The sequence below is a fragment of the Clostridium sp. genome, assembly GCF_050717545.1.
Lineage (GTDB): Bacteria > Bacillota > Clostridia > Clostridiales > Clostridiaceae > Clostridium_AD.
This window is the reverse complement of record NZ_JBOITN010000012.1, coordinates 1-19,126: the sequence shown is the minus strand read 5'-3', so window position 1 is coordinate 19,126 and position 19,126 is coordinate 1. Positions and strand designations below refer to the sequence as shown.

The 19,126-nt window shown below is 30.4% G+C and carries 19 protein-coding genes; 2 read left to right on the top strand and 17 right to left on the bottom strand.

The window, feature by feature from the left end; genetic code table 11:
* Positions 1 to 295: 295 nt before the first annotated feature.
* The 9 genes from ACREVX_RS02835 to hflX form a co-directional block, all read right to left on the bottom strand.
* A complete protein-coding gene (locus ACREVX_RS02835) occupies positions 296 to 547 on the bottom strand; it encodes a hypothetical protein (protein ID WP_431542646.1) in 252 nt (83 codons plus the stop codon).
* Between the two features lie 123 nt (positions 548 to 670).
* The gene (locus tag ACREVX_RS02830; RefSeq protein ID WP_431542645.1) at positions 671 to 1,753 is read right to left on the bottom strand and encodes a hypothetical protein; all 1,083 of its coding nucleotides are present in this window, start codon (positions 1,751 to 1,753) and stop codon (positions 671 to 673) included.
* Between the two features lie 355 nt (positions 1,754 to 2,108).
* Entirely contained in the window at positions 2,109 to 2,849 is a 741-nt protein-coding gene (locus ACREVX_RS02825; RefSeq protein ID WP_431542644.1) for a YebC/PmpR family DNA-binding transcriptional regulator, read from the bottom strand.
* 152 nt (positions 2,850 to 3,001) lie between these two features.
* Positions 3,002 to 3,667 (bottom strand): YigZ family protein, encoded by a 666-nt coding sequence (locus ACREVX_RS02820; protein WP_431542642.1) that lies wholly within the window; start codon positions 3,665 to 3,667, stop codon positions 3,002 to 3,004.
* A 62-nt stretch (positions 3,668 to 3,729) separates the two neighbouring features.
* Positions 3,730 to 4,389 (bottom strand): HEAT repeat domain-containing protein, encoded by a 660-nt coding sequence (locus ACREVX_RS02815; RefSeq protein WP_431542640.1) that lies wholly within the window; start codon positions 4,387 to 4,389, stop codon positions 3,730 to 3,732.
* Between the two features lie 29 nt (positions 4,390 to 4,418).
* Complete coding sequence (pdxR, locus tag ACREVX_RS02810) at positions 4,419 to 5,825, bottom strand: MocR-like pyridoxine biosynthesis transcription factor PdxR (RefSeq protein WP_431542639.1); 1,407 nt, start codon at positions 5,823 to 5,825, stop codon at positions 4,419 to 4,421.
* A gap of 26 nt (positions 5,826 to 5,851) precedes the next feature.
* The gene (locus ACREVX_RS02805) at positions 5,852 to 6,745 is read right to left on the bottom strand and encodes a nucleotidyltransferase domain-containing protein (RefSeq protein WP_431542637.1); all 894 of its coding nucleotides are present in this window, start codon (positions 6,743 to 6,745) and stop codon (positions 5,852 to 5,854) included.
* Between the two features lie 170 nt (positions 6,746 to 6,915).
* Positions 6,916 to 7,464: a hypothetical protein gene (locus ACREVX_RS02800; RefSeq protein ID WP_431542635.1), complete on the bottom strand. Its 549-nt coding sequence runs from the start codon at positions 7,462 to 7,464 to the stop codon at positions 6,916 to 6,918.
* 122 nt (positions 7,465 to 7,586) lie between these two features.
* A complete protein-coding gene (gene hflX / locus ACREVX_RS02795; protein WP_431542633.1) occupies positions 7,587 to 9,377 on the bottom strand; it encodes a GTPase HflX in 1,791 nt (596 codons plus the stop codon).
* Positions 9,378 to 9,499: 122 nt separating this feature from the next.
* Here hflX and hpt point away from each other — a divergent pair, with 122 nt between their 5' ends.
* Positions 9,500 to 10,024: a hypoxanthine phosphoribosyltransferase gene (gene hpt, locus ACREVX_RS02790; RefSeq protein ID WP_431542632.1), complete on the top strand. Its 525-nt coding sequence runs from the start codon at positions 9,500 to 9,502 to the stop codon at positions 10,022 to 10,024.
* Positions 10,025 to 10,071: 47 nt separating this feature from the next.
* Here the strand turns inward: hpt and yunB are convergent, their stop codons facing one another.
* The gene (yunB, locus tag ACREVX_RS02785) at positions 10,072 to 10,740 is read right to left on the bottom strand and encodes a sporulation protein YunB (RefSeq protein WP_431542630.1); all 669 of its coding nucleotides are present in this window, start codon (positions 10,738 to 10,740) and stop codon (positions 10,072 to 10,074) included.
* A 226-nt stretch (positions 10,741 to 10,966) separates the two neighbouring features.
* Between yunB and ACREVX_RS02780 the strand changes: the two genes are divergently transcribed.
* Positions 10,967 to 13,390 (top strand): transglycosylase domain-containing protein, encoded by a 2,424-nt coding sequence (locus tag ACREVX_RS02780; RefSeq protein ID WP_431542627.1) that lies wholly within the window; start codon positions 10,967 to 10,969, stop codon positions 13,388 to 13,390.
* A gap of 44 nt (positions 13,391 to 13,434) precedes the next feature.
* Here the strand turns inward: ACREVX_RS02780 and spoVAE are convergent, their stop codons facing one another.
* The 7 genes from spoVAE to ACREVX_RS02745 form a co-directional block, all read right to left on the bottom strand.
* A complete protein-coding gene (gene spoVAE / locus ACREVX_RS02775; protein ID WP_431542625.1) occupies positions 13,435 to 13,794 on the bottom strand; it encodes a stage V sporulation protein AE in 360 nt (119 codons plus the stop codon).
* Entirely contained in the window at positions 13,791 to 14,801 is a 1,011-nt protein-coding gene (gene spoVAD, locus ACREVX_RS02770; protein ID WP_431542648.1) for a stage V sporulation protein AD, read from the bottom strand. The genes spoVAE and spoVAD overlap by 4 nt, the downstream gene beginning before the upstream one ends.
* 18 nt (positions 14,802 to 14,819) lie before the next feature.
* Positions 14,820 to 15,272, bottom strand: coding sequence for a stage V sporulation protein AC (gene spoVAC, locus ACREVX_RS02765; protein WP_431542622.1), 453 nt, complete (start codon positions 15,270 to 15,272; stop codon positions 14,820 to 14,822).
* Positions 15,273 to 15,482: 210 nt separating this feature from the next.
* Complete coding sequence (gene sigF / locus ACREVX_RS02760; protein WP_431542620.1) at positions 15,483 to 16,235, bottom strand: RNA polymerase sporulation sigma factor SigF; 753 nt, start codon at positions 16,233 to 16,235, stop codon at positions 15,483 to 15,485.
* 10 nt (positions 16,236 to 16,245) lie between these two features.
* The gene (gene spoIIAB / locus ACREVX_RS02755; RefSeq protein ID WP_431542617.1) at positions 16,246 to 16,674 is read right to left on the bottom strand and encodes an anti-sigma F factor; all 429 of its coding nucleotides are present in this window, start codon (positions 16,672 to 16,674) and stop codon (positions 16,246 to 16,248) included.
* Positions 16,675 to 16,687: 13 nt separating this feature from the next.
* Positions 16,688 to 17,023 carry an anti-sigma F factor antagonist gene (gene spoIIAA / locus ACREVX_RS02750; RefSeq protein WP_431542616.1) on the bottom strand — a complete coding sequence of 112 codons (336 nt, stop codon included), beginning with the start codon at positions 17,021 to 17,023 and terminating at the stop codon, positions 16,688 to 16,690.
* A gap of 367 nt (positions 17,024 to 17,390) precedes the next feature.
* Positions 17,391 to 18,692 carry an acetyl-CoA hydrolase/transferase family protein gene (locus ACREVX_RS02745; RefSeq protein WP_431542613.1) on the bottom strand — a complete coding sequence of 434 codons (1,302 nt, stop codon included), beginning with the start codon at positions 18,690 to 18,692 and terminating at the stop codon, positions 17,391 to 17,393.
* Between the last annotated feature and the right edge of the window lie 434 nt (positions 18,693 to 19,126).

Below are 19,126 nucleotides of genomic sequence, written 5' to 3'. Positions count from 1 at the left end.
ATCCCCTTTTTATGTTATTCTACCCTACAACATGAATATATAATGCCAAGTAAGACCTGATATAAAGTTTTAAATGCAGGATAATAGCTGCTAACTTGGCATAATTATTAACTTGGGATAAGGCGCATTATCCAAAGATTGGCATAATGCGCCCATGCCGGGCGCACAAAGAACAATAACACATGTGATATACAAGTGTTATTGTTCTTTTTTTATTCTATCTTCTTTTATTAACGCCTTTGGATTTTAAAAACAGATGCAATATTATGATATCATTTTATCTTGGACACATTATTTAATTAAATAATTGTTTCACATTATCGATAATTAGATTTACCGCCTGCATAAGATAACTAAGAATATCAGTAAGTGCCGGTACTGTAATTCCTATTTGTTTAAGGACATATACTAATAAAAATATACCAAGTGCTATACTTAATATACTACCAATCATTTTGAATACTTTAATACCAAGATATCCAAGAAATATTGCTAATGCTAGCATAACAATAGTATTAAGATTAATATTTGTTAAATCAACATTCATAAAAGCACCTCCGCTCCTATAGAATTATATCTTAACCGTTATGTTCTAGCAAAGGTAAAATATTCCGCAACATTATACACCATAATATAAATACAAAAGAACACCTTATTATATGGATTATATTTATTCCATTATTATTTTTGTAATTTTTTTTACATATTTTGTTTCTTCTTCATCTTCAATTATTTTTTTAAATTTATCATTTAATGTAATTACCTTTTTATTGTTATTATCATTTTTACCTCTAATACTTTTTTCTAAATCACATAAGCAGGACCAGTCTTCTTCATTTATGCATTTTGGTCTATTCATCTGCAATTTATCGCAATTTATAATTTTATTAATTGATTGTAGTTTTTGCCTATATTCTTCTCTCTTTTGGTCAATCTCAATTTTACCCTTTAAATCTAATACTATTATTTTAAAATCAATATCTTTAATCCAGTTAGGTTTTTGGGTTTTAATTAATTCTTTGGGATTATTAGTATAGCACACTATTTTAAATGCTAATAATTGTAATCTATATGCTTCATTCTTTAATTTATAAATTTTTTCTGCGTCCAAATACTCAAGTGGATTATTATTTATAAATACAATTGGAGAATTTATAGAATATAATTTATTAAATAAATTTTGTAAATATAACTCTTTTAAAAAGTTATAATAATCCAGCCATTTATCCTCTGGTATTCCATTTTGTTTTTTTTCTTTTAGTAAATCCAGTATTTTATCTATATTTAAATAATATTGACTAGCATTATGTTTTTTTAACAAAATAAATACATCAAATATTTTATATTGTATTGTATCCCATATATCTTGCTTAATATTTTGAGGTTTATGTAAATTTGATATCACTGGAAAATTATTGTAATAATTCATTTCCAAAACTATTCTTCTGATTTGAACTTCTAATATCTCAGTAGACTTTTTTAATATATAATTCCACTCATTGTCATTCACATAAATAGGTTTATTATTATTCAAGAGTTTATAGCATGTACTAACTTCAAGTTCTTTAATATTTCTTGGATTTTTATTTTCTCTTACAAATTCATGTATAGCAACTTTACGAATATCTAGCCATTTTACTCTTGACATATAAATAGGTTTTCTTTTTTTTAATATTTTCTCACTTTCATAATATGCCTTAAGTTTTAAATTATTAATTATCATATTTTTCAAGAAATTATTAAAACCCTTCATGTTATCCACCTCTCAAATAATTTTTTTATCCAAATTTATATATCCATATTATATCATAATTTACATAATATTTCATAATTATTCAAAATTAGGTTGACTAATAACATGTTAAAGATTGTTTTACTAATCGTATGTGGAAACTCTTCTTTTAGTTTCCAATATTATTTCATCTTTAGAGACTTTAAATTATTTTAGCACCTCATACATTAACACAAAAACACCTTATTACATTGAATTTATCAATATAATAAGGTGTTCAACTTGTACATCCATAAATTACATATATAAACCTATTCGCATACCATCATATAAGGATTTTTTAAACGTTTACCATCATGCTATACTCCTTAAGTCCCTATCCCTCAAATTCCTCAGGATACTCTGCATTGTGATACACATCTTGAACATCTTCATTATCTTCAAGAGCTTCTATAAGCCTCTGCACTTTACCAGCACCTTCTAGGCTAACAGGTATCATATTATCAGGTATCATTGTAATTTCTGCTGATTCAAATGTAAATCCTGATGTTTCTAATGTTTCCCTTACATGTCCAAAGGTTTCTACAGAAGTTATAATTTCAAACATTTCTTCCTCTGCATTAAAATCTTCGGCTCCAGCTTCAAGCGCGGCCATCATAATTTCATCTTCATCCATAGTAGGTGTTCTTTCTATAATAATTTGTCCTTTTTTAGCAAACATCCAGCTTACACATCCAGCTGCTCCCATATTCCCAGCATGTCTATCAAAAGAATGTCTTACAGTAGCCACACTACGATTCTTTTTATCTGTTAATGTAACTACTACAATAGCAACACCTTCTGCTCCATATCCTTCATAAACTATTTCTTCATAATTCACTCCCTCGAGCTCTCCAGCACCTTTTTTAATTGCTCTGGTTATTGTCTCGAGTGGCATATTATTAGATTTTGCTTTTGCAACTACATCTCTAAGATGAGCGTTAATTTCTAATTTAGATCCACCATTTTTAGCTGCCATTATTATTTCTTTACCTAATTTTGTAAAAACCTTACCTCTTATAACATCAATCTTACCTTTTTTCTGTTGTATGTTATGCCATTTTGAATGTCCCGACATTTGAAATCCCCCTCAACTAATTATTTTTATGTCTGAAATATTTCTAAAAATCATAATAAATAGCAATACTTCTATGATTAGTTATAAGCACATTACACTACCATTATATCACATAAATAAAGCACTATTCAAATCAAAAGAGTATACATATATTAAATGATAGAATTTATAATTTCACTATCATACAATCTATGTTCTAATTTGAAATACATTTTAATATTCCCTTCCTCAAATAGAGCTTTTCCTGAGGTGACCTGAATTATTTGCGACTTTAATCTCTCTAAATTACTGAACTGGCATAAGATTTCAACTTTTACGTTGCCTGTATACTCTACGCGTTCTATATGAAAGTTTTCTTTAGCACAAACATGTTGTAACTTTCCAAGTAAATCATATTCAATTTTTATTTCTACCAAAATACCTTTAACCTTTTCAACTACTCCTCCCTCTTTAATAGCTAGCGAAGCACCTTTTGAATATGCTCTTGCAAGACCTCCAGTCCCTAAGAGAATTCCTCCAAAATATCTTGTAACTACAATAGCTACATCCGTTATATCACTTTTTTTTAAAACCTCAAGCATTGGAATACCACCTGTGCCTTGAGGTTCTCCATCATCACTGTATCTTTGCACTTCTCTGTTTTCTCCAATTATATATGCATAAACATTGTGCCTTGCTTGTTTATGCTTACTTTTTACATTACTTATAAACTCCTTGGCCTCTTCTTCACTTTCGACCCTTTTTCCATGTCCAATAAAAAGGGATTTTTTCTCTTTGAATTCAGCGATTGATTCATCTTTTATAGTAAAATAACTCATTTATTTTCTCCTATCGCTCCCTAAATGTTCTAGATTTAAATTCAAGGTACATATATTTTTATCTATAACTGCTCCATTAGCAATAAAAAACTTTGCGCTGAATCACTTATGTATTTTTTGTCTGTTGTCTCATATATATATTTTATTTTTGTAATGGCTTTCTCACTTTTTAATTTACCCAGTGATTTTATAGCATAACTTATCACTTGTGGATTCTCGTCCACAAGTGCTCTAAGCAATGCCCCTTCTGCTTTTGTATCTCCCATCTTTCCCATAGCTGAAACAGCCATTCTGCGGACATTTATGTATTTATGAACTGAAGCTTTAATTAAAATATTCACACAAGATTTTTCCTTTAATTCACCAATTATCCAAACCGCAGCCTCTTTGTCCTTAGGATGCATCTCCACATAATTTGTTTTTATGAGATTAGTCAATTTATTTTTATTATCTTCTCCAATTGAATTTAAAAAGTTTATCTTATCCTCTTTTCCTGCTTTAACAATGCTTTTAAAAAGTTCATCAGTGTCATTGCTATGCACTAAAAATCTATATTTTATTTTACCATCTATAATATGTTTTTGAACAATGGCAATATCTAAATTTCTAATTTTGCATATTGCTTCCATTGTTTTCCCCTCTAAAAACAGAAAATAAGATATTTCTTCATGAGAATATTCACCAATATTTAACCAGTCAATGTCTACTAATCCCTTTTTCAAAAGCTTCTCTCCTTAGCTTGTAGCTATTTTTACTCACTACTTAATATCTCTGATATAATCTTAATTCCTTCTTCTATTTTAGGTTTCTTTATCTCTGAGAAACTCAATCTAAAATAATTGTTTCCCTCCTGAGCATTTTTATAAAATAAGATTCCTGGTGTTATAAGAACTTTTCTACATTTGCACTTATAAAATAATTCCATTGAATTAATTTTCAAGTTACCATCTATCTTAAAATAAAAATGAATTCCTCCACCAGGGGTATAATAACTAACCTTACTACCAAAATTCTTTTCTACACATTTCATCATAAAGTTATATTTGTCTTTATATACTGTATTGAGTCTACTTATATGTTCCTTCCAAAGATCTTTATTTATGTATAGGTCCAGAGCTCGTTGCATAAGGCTTGAAGTTGATATATCTGTGTTGATTTTTGAATTTTGAATATGCTCTTTGTGTTTCTCTGGTGATATCATATATCCTAGCCTTATTCCCGGAAGAAATATCTTTGAAAAACTTTTTATGTAAATAACTCTATCATTTACATCTAAGCTTTTAAAACTCTTGTATAACTTATTGTCATATATCAGTTCTGACAAGTAATCATCTTCTACTACATAAAAATCATATAATGCTGCAAGTTCTAATATTCTTAGTTTCTTGTCCAAACTATAGGTTGCTCCTGTAGGATTTTGAAAATAACTCATGGCATAAAAACATTTTATTCGATTCTTTTTAAGTATATCTTCAAATTGCGTTAAATCCACACCATCCTTTAACATATCAACTTCAAATATATTTGCCCTTCTCCATTTAAAAACTGTTAGAGCACCACCATATGTTGGCTTTTCTACTACTACATTATCATGAATGTTTATTATAGATTTAGAAACTATGTCAATTCCCTGTTGTGCTCCTGAGAGAATTAGTATATCTTCAGCACTTACCTTATTATCCCAAAAGAAAGTACTTATACTATTTCTGAGCCCCTCATATCCTAATGATTCCTTATATGCAAAGGCCTCTGCACCATCCCTATCTAAAACCTCATTTAATACATCTTTAAATATCGTTACTGGAAAAAACTCACTGCTATTAATTTCTCCTGTAAAATCCACATAATTTTTAAGCTCTTGACCAAATATTTTTTTTAAAGTATTGGAATATTCCTTTTTAAACTTGATATTTATATCTCTTCTTTTAGCATATGTGCCACTGCCCATCTTTTGATATGCATAGCCCTCTACTTCAAGTTTTTTATAAGCGCTGACTACAGTACCCTCATTAACCATCAGTAACTTTGACAATTTTCTTATTGATGGTAATTTTTCGCCATCTTCAACATTATTATTATCAATCATTTTTTGTATATGTTTTGATATCTCAACATACTTAGGAATTTCACTGATAAATTCAATTTCATATTTAAGCATACATACACCTACTTATTTCATAAGTATTAAACGTAATAAACATTTTGTTTAAATAAGATTTTATCTTCGTCTATCTTAAATTCTCTACTTTCCTTTTTAATAATGTCTCTTTCCCACATTTTATTAAGAATTTCTTCCATTTCTATATTAAAATTCTTAAACAAATCCTCAGCCATAATTTGCTCAGCACTTAAAAAGGTATCCTTTTCTCTCATATAGTTTAAAAGCAAGGCGCAATTACTCTTTATACTTGAGTTTATACTATCTTCTAAATATATTATAGTTTCTTGAATTGTCTCTACTGTTTTTGATTCAAAAAATAATTTATCAACGCAGACTTTGAAACTGTCGTTTAAATTTAGAGCCATAGTCATTACATCTTTACTAATCATGTACCCTGATGAATTAACAAATAACCTGGAATATTTTTCAATACACATTATAGCAGTACTATAGGCAGTATATATGCCATCGCTTGATAGATATTTTTTGCATACCCCAATATCTTTTAAAAGTTTTCCTAAAAAATACATCCCCCAACGTTCTCTATCTATATCAGGAAAAAATCTTCCACCATCATACATTATCGTTATATCCATATCTTTAGAAAACATTAGTTTTGAAGATGCAAAAATTCTATGTATATATCCACCTCTAAGATTATCAGAATAAAGTTGAATGAATTTTTCTTTACCCATGAGTTTAATATGTACCGGCACATCCTTCTCCTGTGCATATATATCTCTTATTTTTTCGAAATTCTTATCTACAATTACAAAAAAATCAATATCAGACTCTTCCCACAAATCACCTGTTACCATACTTCCGAAAACCATCACCGCTAAAACAGATTCATCAATCTTTATTCTATCTAAAACACTATTAAAAGCATTTTGATATTGCAAAATAGTTTTTGTCATTGTTTTCATTCCCCCAAATTATAAGATCAATTGCCATAAAATCCTTTATTGTTCATTATATCACTACATTTTTAACTATTACAAATATTTTATCTTGATAATTAACATTTAAATATATTTTTTCATTATAAAATATTTGTTCCTAAATTTATATAATAATTAATAAAAATTCATTTACAATCATACTTAGCAAACTTAAGCATATTGTCAACTTTGCATCTCAATACCTTAATTATATCTGCAGAAATTTCATCAACTCCTTGAGCTAAATCCAATGCATCTTTTATTTTCGCACTACGTCCTAAGTTAGTATTTGCTATATTAATTGCAGTTAGTGCATAACTGCTAGACGCAAATGATAAAACGGTTAGAGAATCCGTTAGTGGTTTTACATCATTTTCAAAATAAGCTCTTGTCTTAAAATCAAGTGGCAGCCTATCTAATTCAAATTTCAAAATATTTATACTTGCAACCCTTTCTGCAAGTATTCTAACATCATAATTATCACAAGCACTCGCAGTTGTAGATGTTCCATTGGTTACTGCGGCATCATAAATGCTAGCATATTGTTCCGGCAAAGATCCACCCACATTACTATTCTTATACTGTTCTTTCATATCAGCTATAATTTTTTTCAAATAATTATTAGCTTCATCTTGCTTATTTGTTTGTTTGTTTTGCCTATTGCCATTATCTGAGTTTGATTTTTCATCTCCCATATTTACTCCTAATTGTGCGATAATGATATATACCTAATATTTAATTATATAAAAATAATATAGGTTTTATTACACTTATATAATTACTTTTTTTCATCATAAAATTAAACATGAGATTTATGCTACTCTATAATATATTTTTGACTCTTATTGAAGACTTCATCGTCCCCTTGCACCTCCATAAGTGTTCCTTCCTGCGTGTATTCTTCTAAATCAACCTTTGAACTTCTATGAAGGTATGCAACTATCGATTGATCAGTGTAGGGAATAAGCACCTTGAATTTCTTAAGTGTATACGGAAGCTCTTTACAAGTATCTATCAATAACTCCTCTAAATTTGTACCGTCCTTAGCCGATATTTGAATGGTTTTTAAATCTTTATATTTTTCTTTTATTTTTAATATATTTTCATCTGTTGCTTTATCGATTTTATTTAAAACCAATATCATTGGTTTGTTAATTGCGCCGAGTTCTGTTAGAACTCCATCTACAGCAACTATTTGCAAATCTGCATTGGGGGATGATGCATCCACGACATGTAACAATAGATCAGAATAAACTACTTCTTCGAGGGTTGATTTAAATGCTTCCACTAAATCATGAGGAAGTTTTCTTATAAAACCTACTGTATCTGTTACAGCTGCAACTCTATTATCTGGTAATAAAAGCGCTCTTGTTGTTACGTCAAGAGTTGCAAAAAGCATATCTGCTTCAAATACTTTTCCCTTTTGAGCTACACTTTTTAATGCTGCTACATCACATAATGCATTTCTAAGTGTTGATTTTCCAGAATTGGTATACCCAACTAAGGATACCTTTGATATGCTCTCGTGACTGCGTTTTTCCCTTTGCACGCTTCTAGTAGTCCTTATTTTTTCTAATTCTTTATTTAAGTCAAATACACTTTCTCTTATACGCCTTTTATCTATTTCCAATTTTTTCTCACCAGGTCCTTTTGTTCCAATTCCTGCTCCTGTTCTTGAAAGCATTGTGCCAAGTCCTGATAACCGTGGTAATCTATATTTTAGTTGTGCAAGTTCAACTTGGATTTTTGCTTCCCTAGTTTTTGCTCTTCGCGCGAAAATTTCAAGTATTAGTGTAGTTCTATCTATAACCTTGCATCCAAGAACTTCCTCTAAATTTCTAACCTGTGAACCTGATAATTCATCATCAAATATAACAAGGTTAGCTCTTAACGCTTGCCTAAGGACTGCGATTTCCTCAGCTTTACCGCTACCTATGTATAAAGCTGAATCTATTTTGTGTCTATTCTGGAGTACTACATCCACAGTTTCTACATTACAAGCTCTTGCAAGTTCTGTAAGTTCTATTAAATCCTCTTCACTTTCTATACCTACTAAAATAGCTCTTTCTATATCATCCTCAACAATTTCATTTGTTTTCATTAATCGTTCAGTGAATTTAATTTTGTCTAAAATATCATACTCTATAACTTCATTTATATTTATTGGTCCCACTTCTTCTTCTATTAAAATACCATTATCAATAACGCAAAACCCTATGTTATATTTTAAGTTTTCTTTTTGCGCTGTAACTCCAATTGCCACTATACAATCTAGTTTTAATTTTACTAAAGCTGACATATCCAGAGCAGATAATCTGGAATTCCCATTTGGATGAGTATGTATTATTTTAACTCCTGATAATCTGCCTTCGCGTATATCAATTATCGGCAGTTCTACAGTACTACTGTCACCGATTGCCATACTTATTATCTTACCTTTTCTATCTATTGCCGCACTGACCTCCCTGTCTAAATTATGAGTTACCTCAACTAGTATATCCACCAATTCCTCAGACAAAATACAATCTTTAGAAATTTTAATTTCACATGCCTTTTCAAGTTTATTTATAACTGAATTCTTAACACCATCGATATTTCCATATATCATCTTACATCACTCCATTCTATTAATATTTTAACAAATATTCTTATTCTTATACTTGACAACATACATTTAATTTTATACCATTGTAGCTAACTTGTAAATATATATAGACGGAGGGATTACCATTGGATAATAAAAAAAAGAATATCCTTATATCAAAAGACCAAATTGATGAAAAAGTAAAGGAAATTGGTGCTCAAATTTCAAAGGATTATATAGGAAAGAAGTTATATGTTCTGTCATTGCTACGAGGTAGCTTTATATATACCGCAGACCTTGTTCGTCAAATCACGTTGCCTACAAAAATAGGTTTTATGACGACTTCAAGCTACGGCGCTAATGAAAAGTCAAATGGATGTATTAATGTAATAAATGACATTCCTGACAATATCAAAGGTTTTGATGTTTTAATAGTAGATGATATTGTTGATACTGGAATAACAATGGATTTTATGATATCACGTGCTAAATCTCTTGGAGCAGCTAGTGTTAAGTCTTGCGTTCTTTTAAATAAACTTGAGCGGCGTTCAGTTGATATAACCCCCGATTATTGTTGCTTTGATATTCCAGATGTGTTTGTAGTTGGTTATGGATTAAATTATGGAGACTACTATAGAAACATACCTTACATATTTAATTGGCAAGATTAAAAAGAAATAAAGTGCGTATTAACGTACTTTATTTCTTTATGACTTTATTAATTACTGCCACTATTGCCAAGATTAAAACCCGCACTATTTAAATCTAATTGAATTGCAGTATTAGGTATCTTTCCAACTATAATGGTTTCAGCAATTGGTACCTCATTAGAAACCTCGATATCATTACTGTTTAAAGGAATAATTACTCGTACCGTAGTTTTCACTTTAACATAAATTTTATGCCTCGTCTGATTTATACCTGCACTTTCAAACTCGGAAGAATACTTAGTTTCTACATGACCAATAGGTAGCATTCTTATAGTTACCTTTGGTCCATAATAAGATAAAATATTATTTTTAGTTATATAACCTATTGGTACTTTAATTCCCACCTCTCCTAATTTAACTAGTTCCTTTTGGGCTTCAAGCGCAACATCACAGGCTATTTTATTCATTTTTAAAGTATCCGCCTTTAACATTACGATATTCCCTTCTGAATCTTTATCTACTCTTATAACCTGATCGTAGTTAAATTGATCAGAATATTCATTTATAATTGCTCTATTTACGATTTCTGTAGCCTTAGCTCTCATTTCTGCATCAGCCACTGCCATTACAGTTGGCATTATAGTTTTATCAAAAATATATATGAATATTGTAAAATTCATCATAATTATAGCTATAATTATTAATATTCTAAATTTAATTTTATTTTTAATATTCATTACCTCCATTTAAATCTATATACATATTATATGTAACTGCTTTGTAGTAAAGAATTTAAATATAAAACCTAAATTCAATATTTTATATTAAATTAGATTCAAATAAATAATATAATTATATGGTATAATATTATAATCTAATTATTGTTAAATAATATGAACTTTAGCATGCAGCTACATTTAATAATTGTAATTTACCCCTAGATAAACTCAAGGAGGATACTTGATGGAAAATGATAAAACTACTCAAAAAAAGGAAAAAAGAACTGGAAAACAAGTTTTTAAAAACGTTGTTTTTACTATTCTAATTATAGGTTTAATATCTAGTGTAGCAATTGGAGGAATAGTTCTAGCGATGGTTAAAACAGCTCCTAGCCTAGATATTAATAAGTTTTTAAAGTTAGATGAAATCACAATATTATTAGACGATTCAGAAAAACCTATGGATGAATATGTGAATTCACAAAGAAGAATTAATGTACCAATAAATGAAGTTTCAAAAAACCTTCAGGATGCTTTTATAAGTATTGAAGATAGTAGATTTGAAACTCACCCCGGTATTGACATAAAAAGACTCGCGGGGTCCGTATTAAATGATATTAAAATAAAGTTAACGGGAAGTAATGAAAGTCTTCAAGGTGCCTCCACTATAACTCAACAATTAGTCAAATATAGAATATTTTTAGAAGATTCAATGGAAAACAGAACTTCAATAAAAAGAAAAGTTCAAGAAATGTCTTTATCATTACAAATAGAGAAAGTTTTGACCAAATCCCAAATTTTAGAAACTTATATGAACACAATTTTTTTAGGAGGTAATGCTCACGGCATTGAATCCGCCTCAAAACAATATTTTAACAAATCTATTAAAGATTTGACCTTAAAACAAACTGCTTTTATAGCTAGTGCAGCGCAGAGTCCTAGTGTTTCATATAATATGGCATCTAAGTCGTATAAAAATAATGAAGCTTTTGAATCTAATAGAACTAAAGCTGTTCTTGATAACATGTATAAGTATGGAAAAATAAGTAAAGGTAAATTTGATCAGGCTATGGCTGAGGATCTAAAATTTAATTTTTCTAAAAATGATGCATCAATGAATTATGAGTACTTTTCAAGACCTGTAATACTTCAGGTTGCACAGGATTTAATGAAAGAATATAATATTACCAATAAAGAAGCATACTCTATGTTAATGTATGATGGAGTAAAAATTTATACAACCATGAATAAAACTTTACAAGACTCTTCACAAAAAATAATTGATACTAAAGTTCAAGGAGACGTTCAAGCAGCATCAGTTGTAATGGATTATCACACTGGTGAAGTTAAATCCATTATAGGCGGTAAAAGTAGCAACGTTACTATGTCATATAACAGAGCTGCATCTGATGACTTCTTAAGGGCTCCTGGATCTAGCATTAAGCCTTTAACCGTATATAGTCCAGCTATTGATTCAAAGATGGCTACAGCTTCTACTATTATTGAAGATTCACCTTTATCTGAAGACGTAGCAACTAGGTTAGGTAGTAAAGGCAAACCATATAATCCTAAAAATTCACCTAACGAATATAAGGGATATTTAACTCTAAGAGACTGTTTAAAATATTCCGTTAATGTGGCCGCGGTAAAAATCGAGGATATGATTGGTCTTAAAACCGGCGTTTCTTATGGTGAAAAGTTTGGATTACAGCTAGATAACGAAGATAAGGGTAGTATGGCCGCTATGTCTCTTGGTCAATTAGATGGTGGTGACATCCGTGGAACTAATCCTCTTACTATGGCAGCGGCATATGGTGTTTTTGGCAATAGCGGCAATCACACCGATCCAAGACTATACACTAAAGTAGCCGATAGAACAGGTAAAGTTCTCCTTAAAACAGAACCTGAAACAACAGCTATTTTATCTCCTCAAAGTGCTTATATAATGTATGATTTATTAAAGGGTCCTATAAGCTCAGGTGGTACTGGACCAAGTGCTGTTTTTGGCGACATGCCTGTTCGAGGCAAAACCGGTACTTCTTCTAATTCAAAAGATTTATGGTTTGTAGGCTTAACGCCTTATTACTCCTCTGCTATTTGGATTGGAAATGATTCAGGAAAAGAAGTTAAAAACGTAGGTAGTAATGGCGCGGCTTCCATATGGGGTCAAATTATGAAAGAAGCTCACACATCTCTTCCAGTGAAAAACTTAGAAATGCCTTCTGGTATATCACCTTACTCTGTATCAAAAGATTCAGGTGATACTCCTACTGATTTAACTTATGCAGATCCAAGAGGTGGTAGAGTGTACTCTGAATTATTTATTGATGGCACTCAGCCTACTACACTTGATAGCATACATGTTTCAGCTAAAGTTACCAAAAATCCAAATGGTAAATATGTTCTAGCTTCAGAATTAACTCCACCAGGAAAAGTTGAAACAAGAATTTTTATAAAACGAGATTATGTACCAAGTGTATATTTAAAAGACTCTGATTATGTGTTACCAACAGCAGTTGATACATTTTCAAAACCTATTATAATACCTCCTGTAATTCCTCCAATTGTAGATCCGACCATTATCGATCCTGCAATTGTAGATCCCACAGTTATTGATCCTAAAACTAAAAATCCTAAGGATAAAGACAATGGTTCTAAAATGAATTAACATAAAAAACTACTATCAAATAATATTTGATAGTAGTTTTTTAATTACACTTTAGTTTTAGAATTGAATAACAATGCCATAATATACCCAAAGAAAATAGCAGCGGTAATACCACCTGAAGTGCCCTTTATGCCTCCTGTAAATGCTCCTATAAGACCAACTTCGTCTACTTCCTTCATTACGCTTTTAGCTAAAGTATACCCAAAACCAGTTAGAGGGATGCTTCCACCCGCCTTCCCATATTTAATTACCACATCATATATATTAAATGCGCCGAGTATTACGCCACCAGTAACAAACAAAACCAATATTCTGGCTGGAGTTAATTTCGTAGTATCCATAAGTATTTGACCTATTACACAGATTATACCCCCAACGACAAAAACCATAATATAACTATTCATTTCCTCACCCCAAACTCTATGGAAACTGCATGTGCTATTCCGGGTATTGTTTCCCCTTGTAGCGGTGAACTTGAACTTAAAAGTGCACCTGTAGAAACTAGCAATATTCTTTTGAATTTTCCCCTTAGCATATTTTTAAGAAGATACCCTGTAGCAACTACTGCAGAGCAACCACAACCACTCCCACCCGAATTAGTCCCTGGTTGTAATTTTGCATCAAATATTTCCTCACCGCAGTCAATATAATGTCCTTTCATATTATACTTATATTCAAGTAACAGTTTCTCCGTAAATTCTCTTCCTATAATTCCCAGGTCTCCAGTTGCTATAACATCATAATCTGAAGGTTTTCTTCCTGTATCCAAGAAATGTTGTTTAATAGTGTCTACAGCTGCTGGTGCCATCGCAACTCCCATATTATTTACATCAGTAATACCATAATCTTTTACCTTTCCAGTTGTAACATGAGTAATATATGGAAAGTTTCCCTTTTTACCAAGAACCATTGCTCCTGCACCTGTAACAGTCCATTGAGCTGTTAGAGCTCTTTGACTTCCCATTTCCAGTGGTAACCTAAATTGCCTTTCAGCTGCTGAAAAATGCGATGAGGTTGCTGCTACAACATAGTTTGCAAGCCCACCTTCCATAATCATTGAACCAACACTTAAAGACTCTGCCATAGTTGAACAAGCTCCATAAAGTCCTAGAAAGGGTATATTCAAATCTCTAGCGGCAAAACATGAAGAAGATAGCTGATTTAATAAATCACCTGCTAACAAGTAATTAATATCGATTTCCTTTAACTTTGATTTCTTTATACTTTCTGTTATTGCGGTATATAAAAGACTAGTCTCAGCTTTTTCAAAGCTATCCGTTCCATTAAGATCATCTTTTATAATCCTATCAAAATACTCTTTTAATGGTCCCTGTCCTTCCTTTGGACCAACTATATTGTATGTACCAATAATTCTAGGTTTACTTTCAATTTCTACTGTTTGAAGTCCAATTCTTCTACCCGTTTTACATCACCACCTTAAAAAATAATATAAAATCCCTATAATAACAGATGAACCTATTCCATATACAAGTACAGGCCCTGCAATAGTAAACATTTTAGCTGCTACACCAAAAATAAAACCCTCTTTTTTAAATTCCATTGCTGGTGAAACAATTGAATTTGCAAACCCAGTAATAGGTACGACTGAACCAGCTCCAGCAAAATCACCTAACTTATCATATACACCAACGCCAGTAAGTACAGCTCCTAGGAAGACCATAATTATTGAAACATAAGTTCCTAATTCATCTTTTGGAACACCCATTTCAGAGAGAATATCACTGATAATTTGACCTATTACACATATTAATCCTCCAACCCAAAAAGCATTAAAACAATGCAACGCTAAATTAGGCTTAGGTATGTCATTTGAATTGAGATTATCAAACTTTTTTCTTATAGTTTTTTCATCCACTTTCATATATATCCTCCTGATAATTGTCTAGAGTAGGTGCAGATTTTTTTATTACTATATTTTTTATGACTAATTATTTTATACAAATGAAATACATGTTCATTATGCTAGTATTCGCAATAATATAATTTCTAGTCAAAAAAATAAGGCATAAAATAAATAAGTAATTTCAAAATCGAATTATCTTAATTTAATATGCCTTATAACCTTTTCTTACTAAGTTAATTTTTCTTTCATTATTTTCAAAACTTTTTTTTCTATTCTTGATACTTGAACTTGGCTAATCCCCATCATTTTCGCTACCTGAATTTGTGTATTATCTTTAAAATATCTCAGCATAATTATTTGTCTAGATTTTGCATCAAGTTTTATAAGCGCTTCTTTAAGTGCTATTTTGTCTAGAACCTGATTATCCTCTTCATATTTTTCACTTAATTTATCTATTAGAAGTACAGGTGCACCATCATCTTGGTGTATAGTATCAAAAAGATATAACATATTGCTAGCAGATTCTAATGCATATACTATATCTTCTTTTTCTATATTACAAAAAACTGAGAGTTCATCAATCGTTGGATCCCTGCCCAATTTTTTAGTTAGTGTATCCTTATCGTAATGTAGTTGCCTAGCCGTATTTTTAACACTCCTGCTTACTTTTATAATACCATCATCTCTAAGAAATCTTTTGATTTCTCCCATTATCATAGGAACCGCATAAGTAGAAAATTTAACATTATACTTAGTATCAAAGTTATTTATTGCTTTTACAAGTCCAATACATCCAATTTGAAATATATCATCATATTCATAGCCCCTATTAAGAAATTTTTTACTTATAGACGAAACTAAAGGCAAGTTCATCTCCACTAGCGTATCTAATGCGCCCGGTTCTCCATTTCTTGCTAATTGAATAAGATGCATATTATCCTCATAATTATAATTATTTTTTCTTACTATTTTTTGATCCATAATATTCCACCTAACTTAAAGGATTAAATATTTTTTTCATTATTATACTTGTTCCCCTACCTTTATCAGACTTTACTTCTAAACTGTCCATAAAAGTTTCCATAACAGTAAAACCCATTCCAGACCTTTCAAGATCTGGTCTTGAAGTATATAATGGTTGCATAGCAAGCTCTAAATTATCAATTCCTTTACCTAAATCACTAACTATCACTGTTAACTGAGTTCCCTCAATAATAGCTTCTATAGTTATCATTTCCTCTTCACTTTCGTACCCATGTATAATTGCATTTGTAACTGCCTCTGATACAGCTGTTTTAACATCAGTAATTTCGTCAATTGTAGGATCTAATTGTGAAGCGAATGCTGCTACCGCTACTCTTGCAAAACTTTCATTCTGCGATTTACTTAAAAATTCTATCTTAATTTTGTTGTAACACATACTAATCCCCCCACTAAATGTTATTTACAGCTTGATTTACATCATCATATGACATAATAATTTTAAACATTCCCGATAATTCAAATACTCTCTTTACTGAAGATTTAATATTGGTTACACATACTTTACCATTCCTCATATGTAACTTTTTATATCTTCCAATAACTACACCAATGCCTGAACTGTCCATGAATGTCACTTCTCCAAAATCCATTATTAACTTATTGTAGTTACCTCGTTCTAACCTATCATCTATGATATTCCTTACTTCTTCAGCACTATGATGGTCTAATTCTCCAGACATATAAACTATCAATTTATCCTCGTTATTTTCAAAATTTAAATGCATTTTCTTCCTCCCGAATCTTTTGAATTTAAAATATCGTTTCAGCATTGTTTAAATAATGTACCCATACTTTATATTCGATAACTTATATGATAATCCTTCTTTTTTTGTAATATTTTTTCATTTTTTTATAAAATAGCCATATTTATACTAATTATTACAATCTTATCTTTATTAATTTATGAATTTAAACTAATTCTTTATAATAAAATAATTTATCTTCATCTTTATAAGTTATTTAAGTTGTTTATCATAAAATCATATAATATAAAAAAAACTTAAGCTAAAGCAGGTAGTAAGATAATTATATTATCCTACTACCTGCTTTAGTTTAAGCCTAATATTTTAAATGATTATTATAAATTACTTACTAAAATTTACAATCAAATCTTTTTTCAAATTCTATAATTAATGATGGTCTAAAATCTGGGTGAGAAATATTTATAAGATCTTTTGCTCTATTTTTTAATGTTTTACCTTTTAAGTCTGCAATTCCATATTCAGTAACAACATATTGAACTTCATTCCTTAAAGTTGTAACTGCTGAGCCTTCATCAAGCAAAGGTGTAATTCTAGATATTGTTCCTTTACTTGCTGTAGAAGGTATTGCAATTATAGCCTTACCGCCCTTTGCCATAGATGCACCCCTGATAAAGTCAACCTGGCCACCAGTTCCACTAAACTGACTTGTTCCTATAGTTTCTGCATTAACTTGTCCCATTAAATCTACCTGAATAGCTGAATTAATGCATACCATTTTACTATTCTTTGCAACTATAACTGGATCATTTGTATAATCTACAGAATGCATTTCAACCATTGGGTTATTATTAACAAAGTCGTAAAGTTTTTTGGTTCCCATAAGGAAAGTTACTATTATTTTTCCTGGATGTAATGTTTTAGCTTTATTTGTTATAACTCCTGCTTCAACAAGTTCCGCAACACCATCAGAAATCATTTCTGAATGTATCCCTAAATCTTTTTTATCTTTCAAAAATAAAAGTACCGCATCAGGTATAGCTCCTATTCCAAGTTGAAGTGTAGAACCATCTTCAATTAAGGAAGCACAATACTTTCCAATAGCTTTCTCAATATCTCCAATTTTAGGAGGATTAAGCTCTATTATATCATGATTTACTTCTACAATAAAATCTATATCAGATATATTTATAAAAGAGTCGCCAAGAGTTCTTGGCATTTTATCATTAACTTCAGCAATTACAACTTTTGCACATTCTGCTGCTGTTTTAGTATAATCTACAGATAACCCGAAACTACAAAAACCATGTTCATCAGGCGACGAAACTTGAATTATAGCAACATCGGTTGGTAGATAATCATTCTTAAATAATTCAGGTATCTTAGAGAAAAAACATGGCGTAAAATCTACTCTTTTTTCTTTAAAGGCCTTTCTAGTAGGGCCCCCTATAAATAAAGCATTATGCGTAAAGTGTTTTTCCATACCAATTTCTGTATATTTAGCTTTTCCCATAGGCACCATGTGTACAATTTCTACATTTTCATAAGCTTCATAATTCGCAATCATTGCAGCTATAATTTCAGTTGGCTCTGCGCAAGCATGTCCTGTAACTACCCTGTCTCCTGATTTTATTTTCCCTGCCGCTTGATCTGCTGTAATTACCTTTGATTTATAAATTTCTTGTAAGTTCATACATATCACTCTCCCAAATTATAAATTATTAAATCATTGTGATTTATTTCACAAATATCAAAAAAAAATAAAATATTGCCTTCTAACTATTCATTCTACAATATAGTTAATTCAAATATATTAATTTAAACGTTCCTCATCTATACTTTTATTATACACTAAATTGCTTTACTTGTATATAAAAATAGAAACACTGTCTGAGATGCTCACACTCCATAAAACATTATACTTCTCCAAGTATAATGTTTTTTTCTTGTGTCAAGCATTTTTGAAAATGTCCCAATAAACGTTAAACATTAGCACCAGTTTTTCTGGTGCTTTTACTTTATAATCCATTTTATTTATGGGGTCAATTAATAAACCTCGAGGTATCTTTCAAGAATAAAAATTGTAATATTAATTTTTTAAGCCACTTGTTCTTTCCGGTGAGCCTG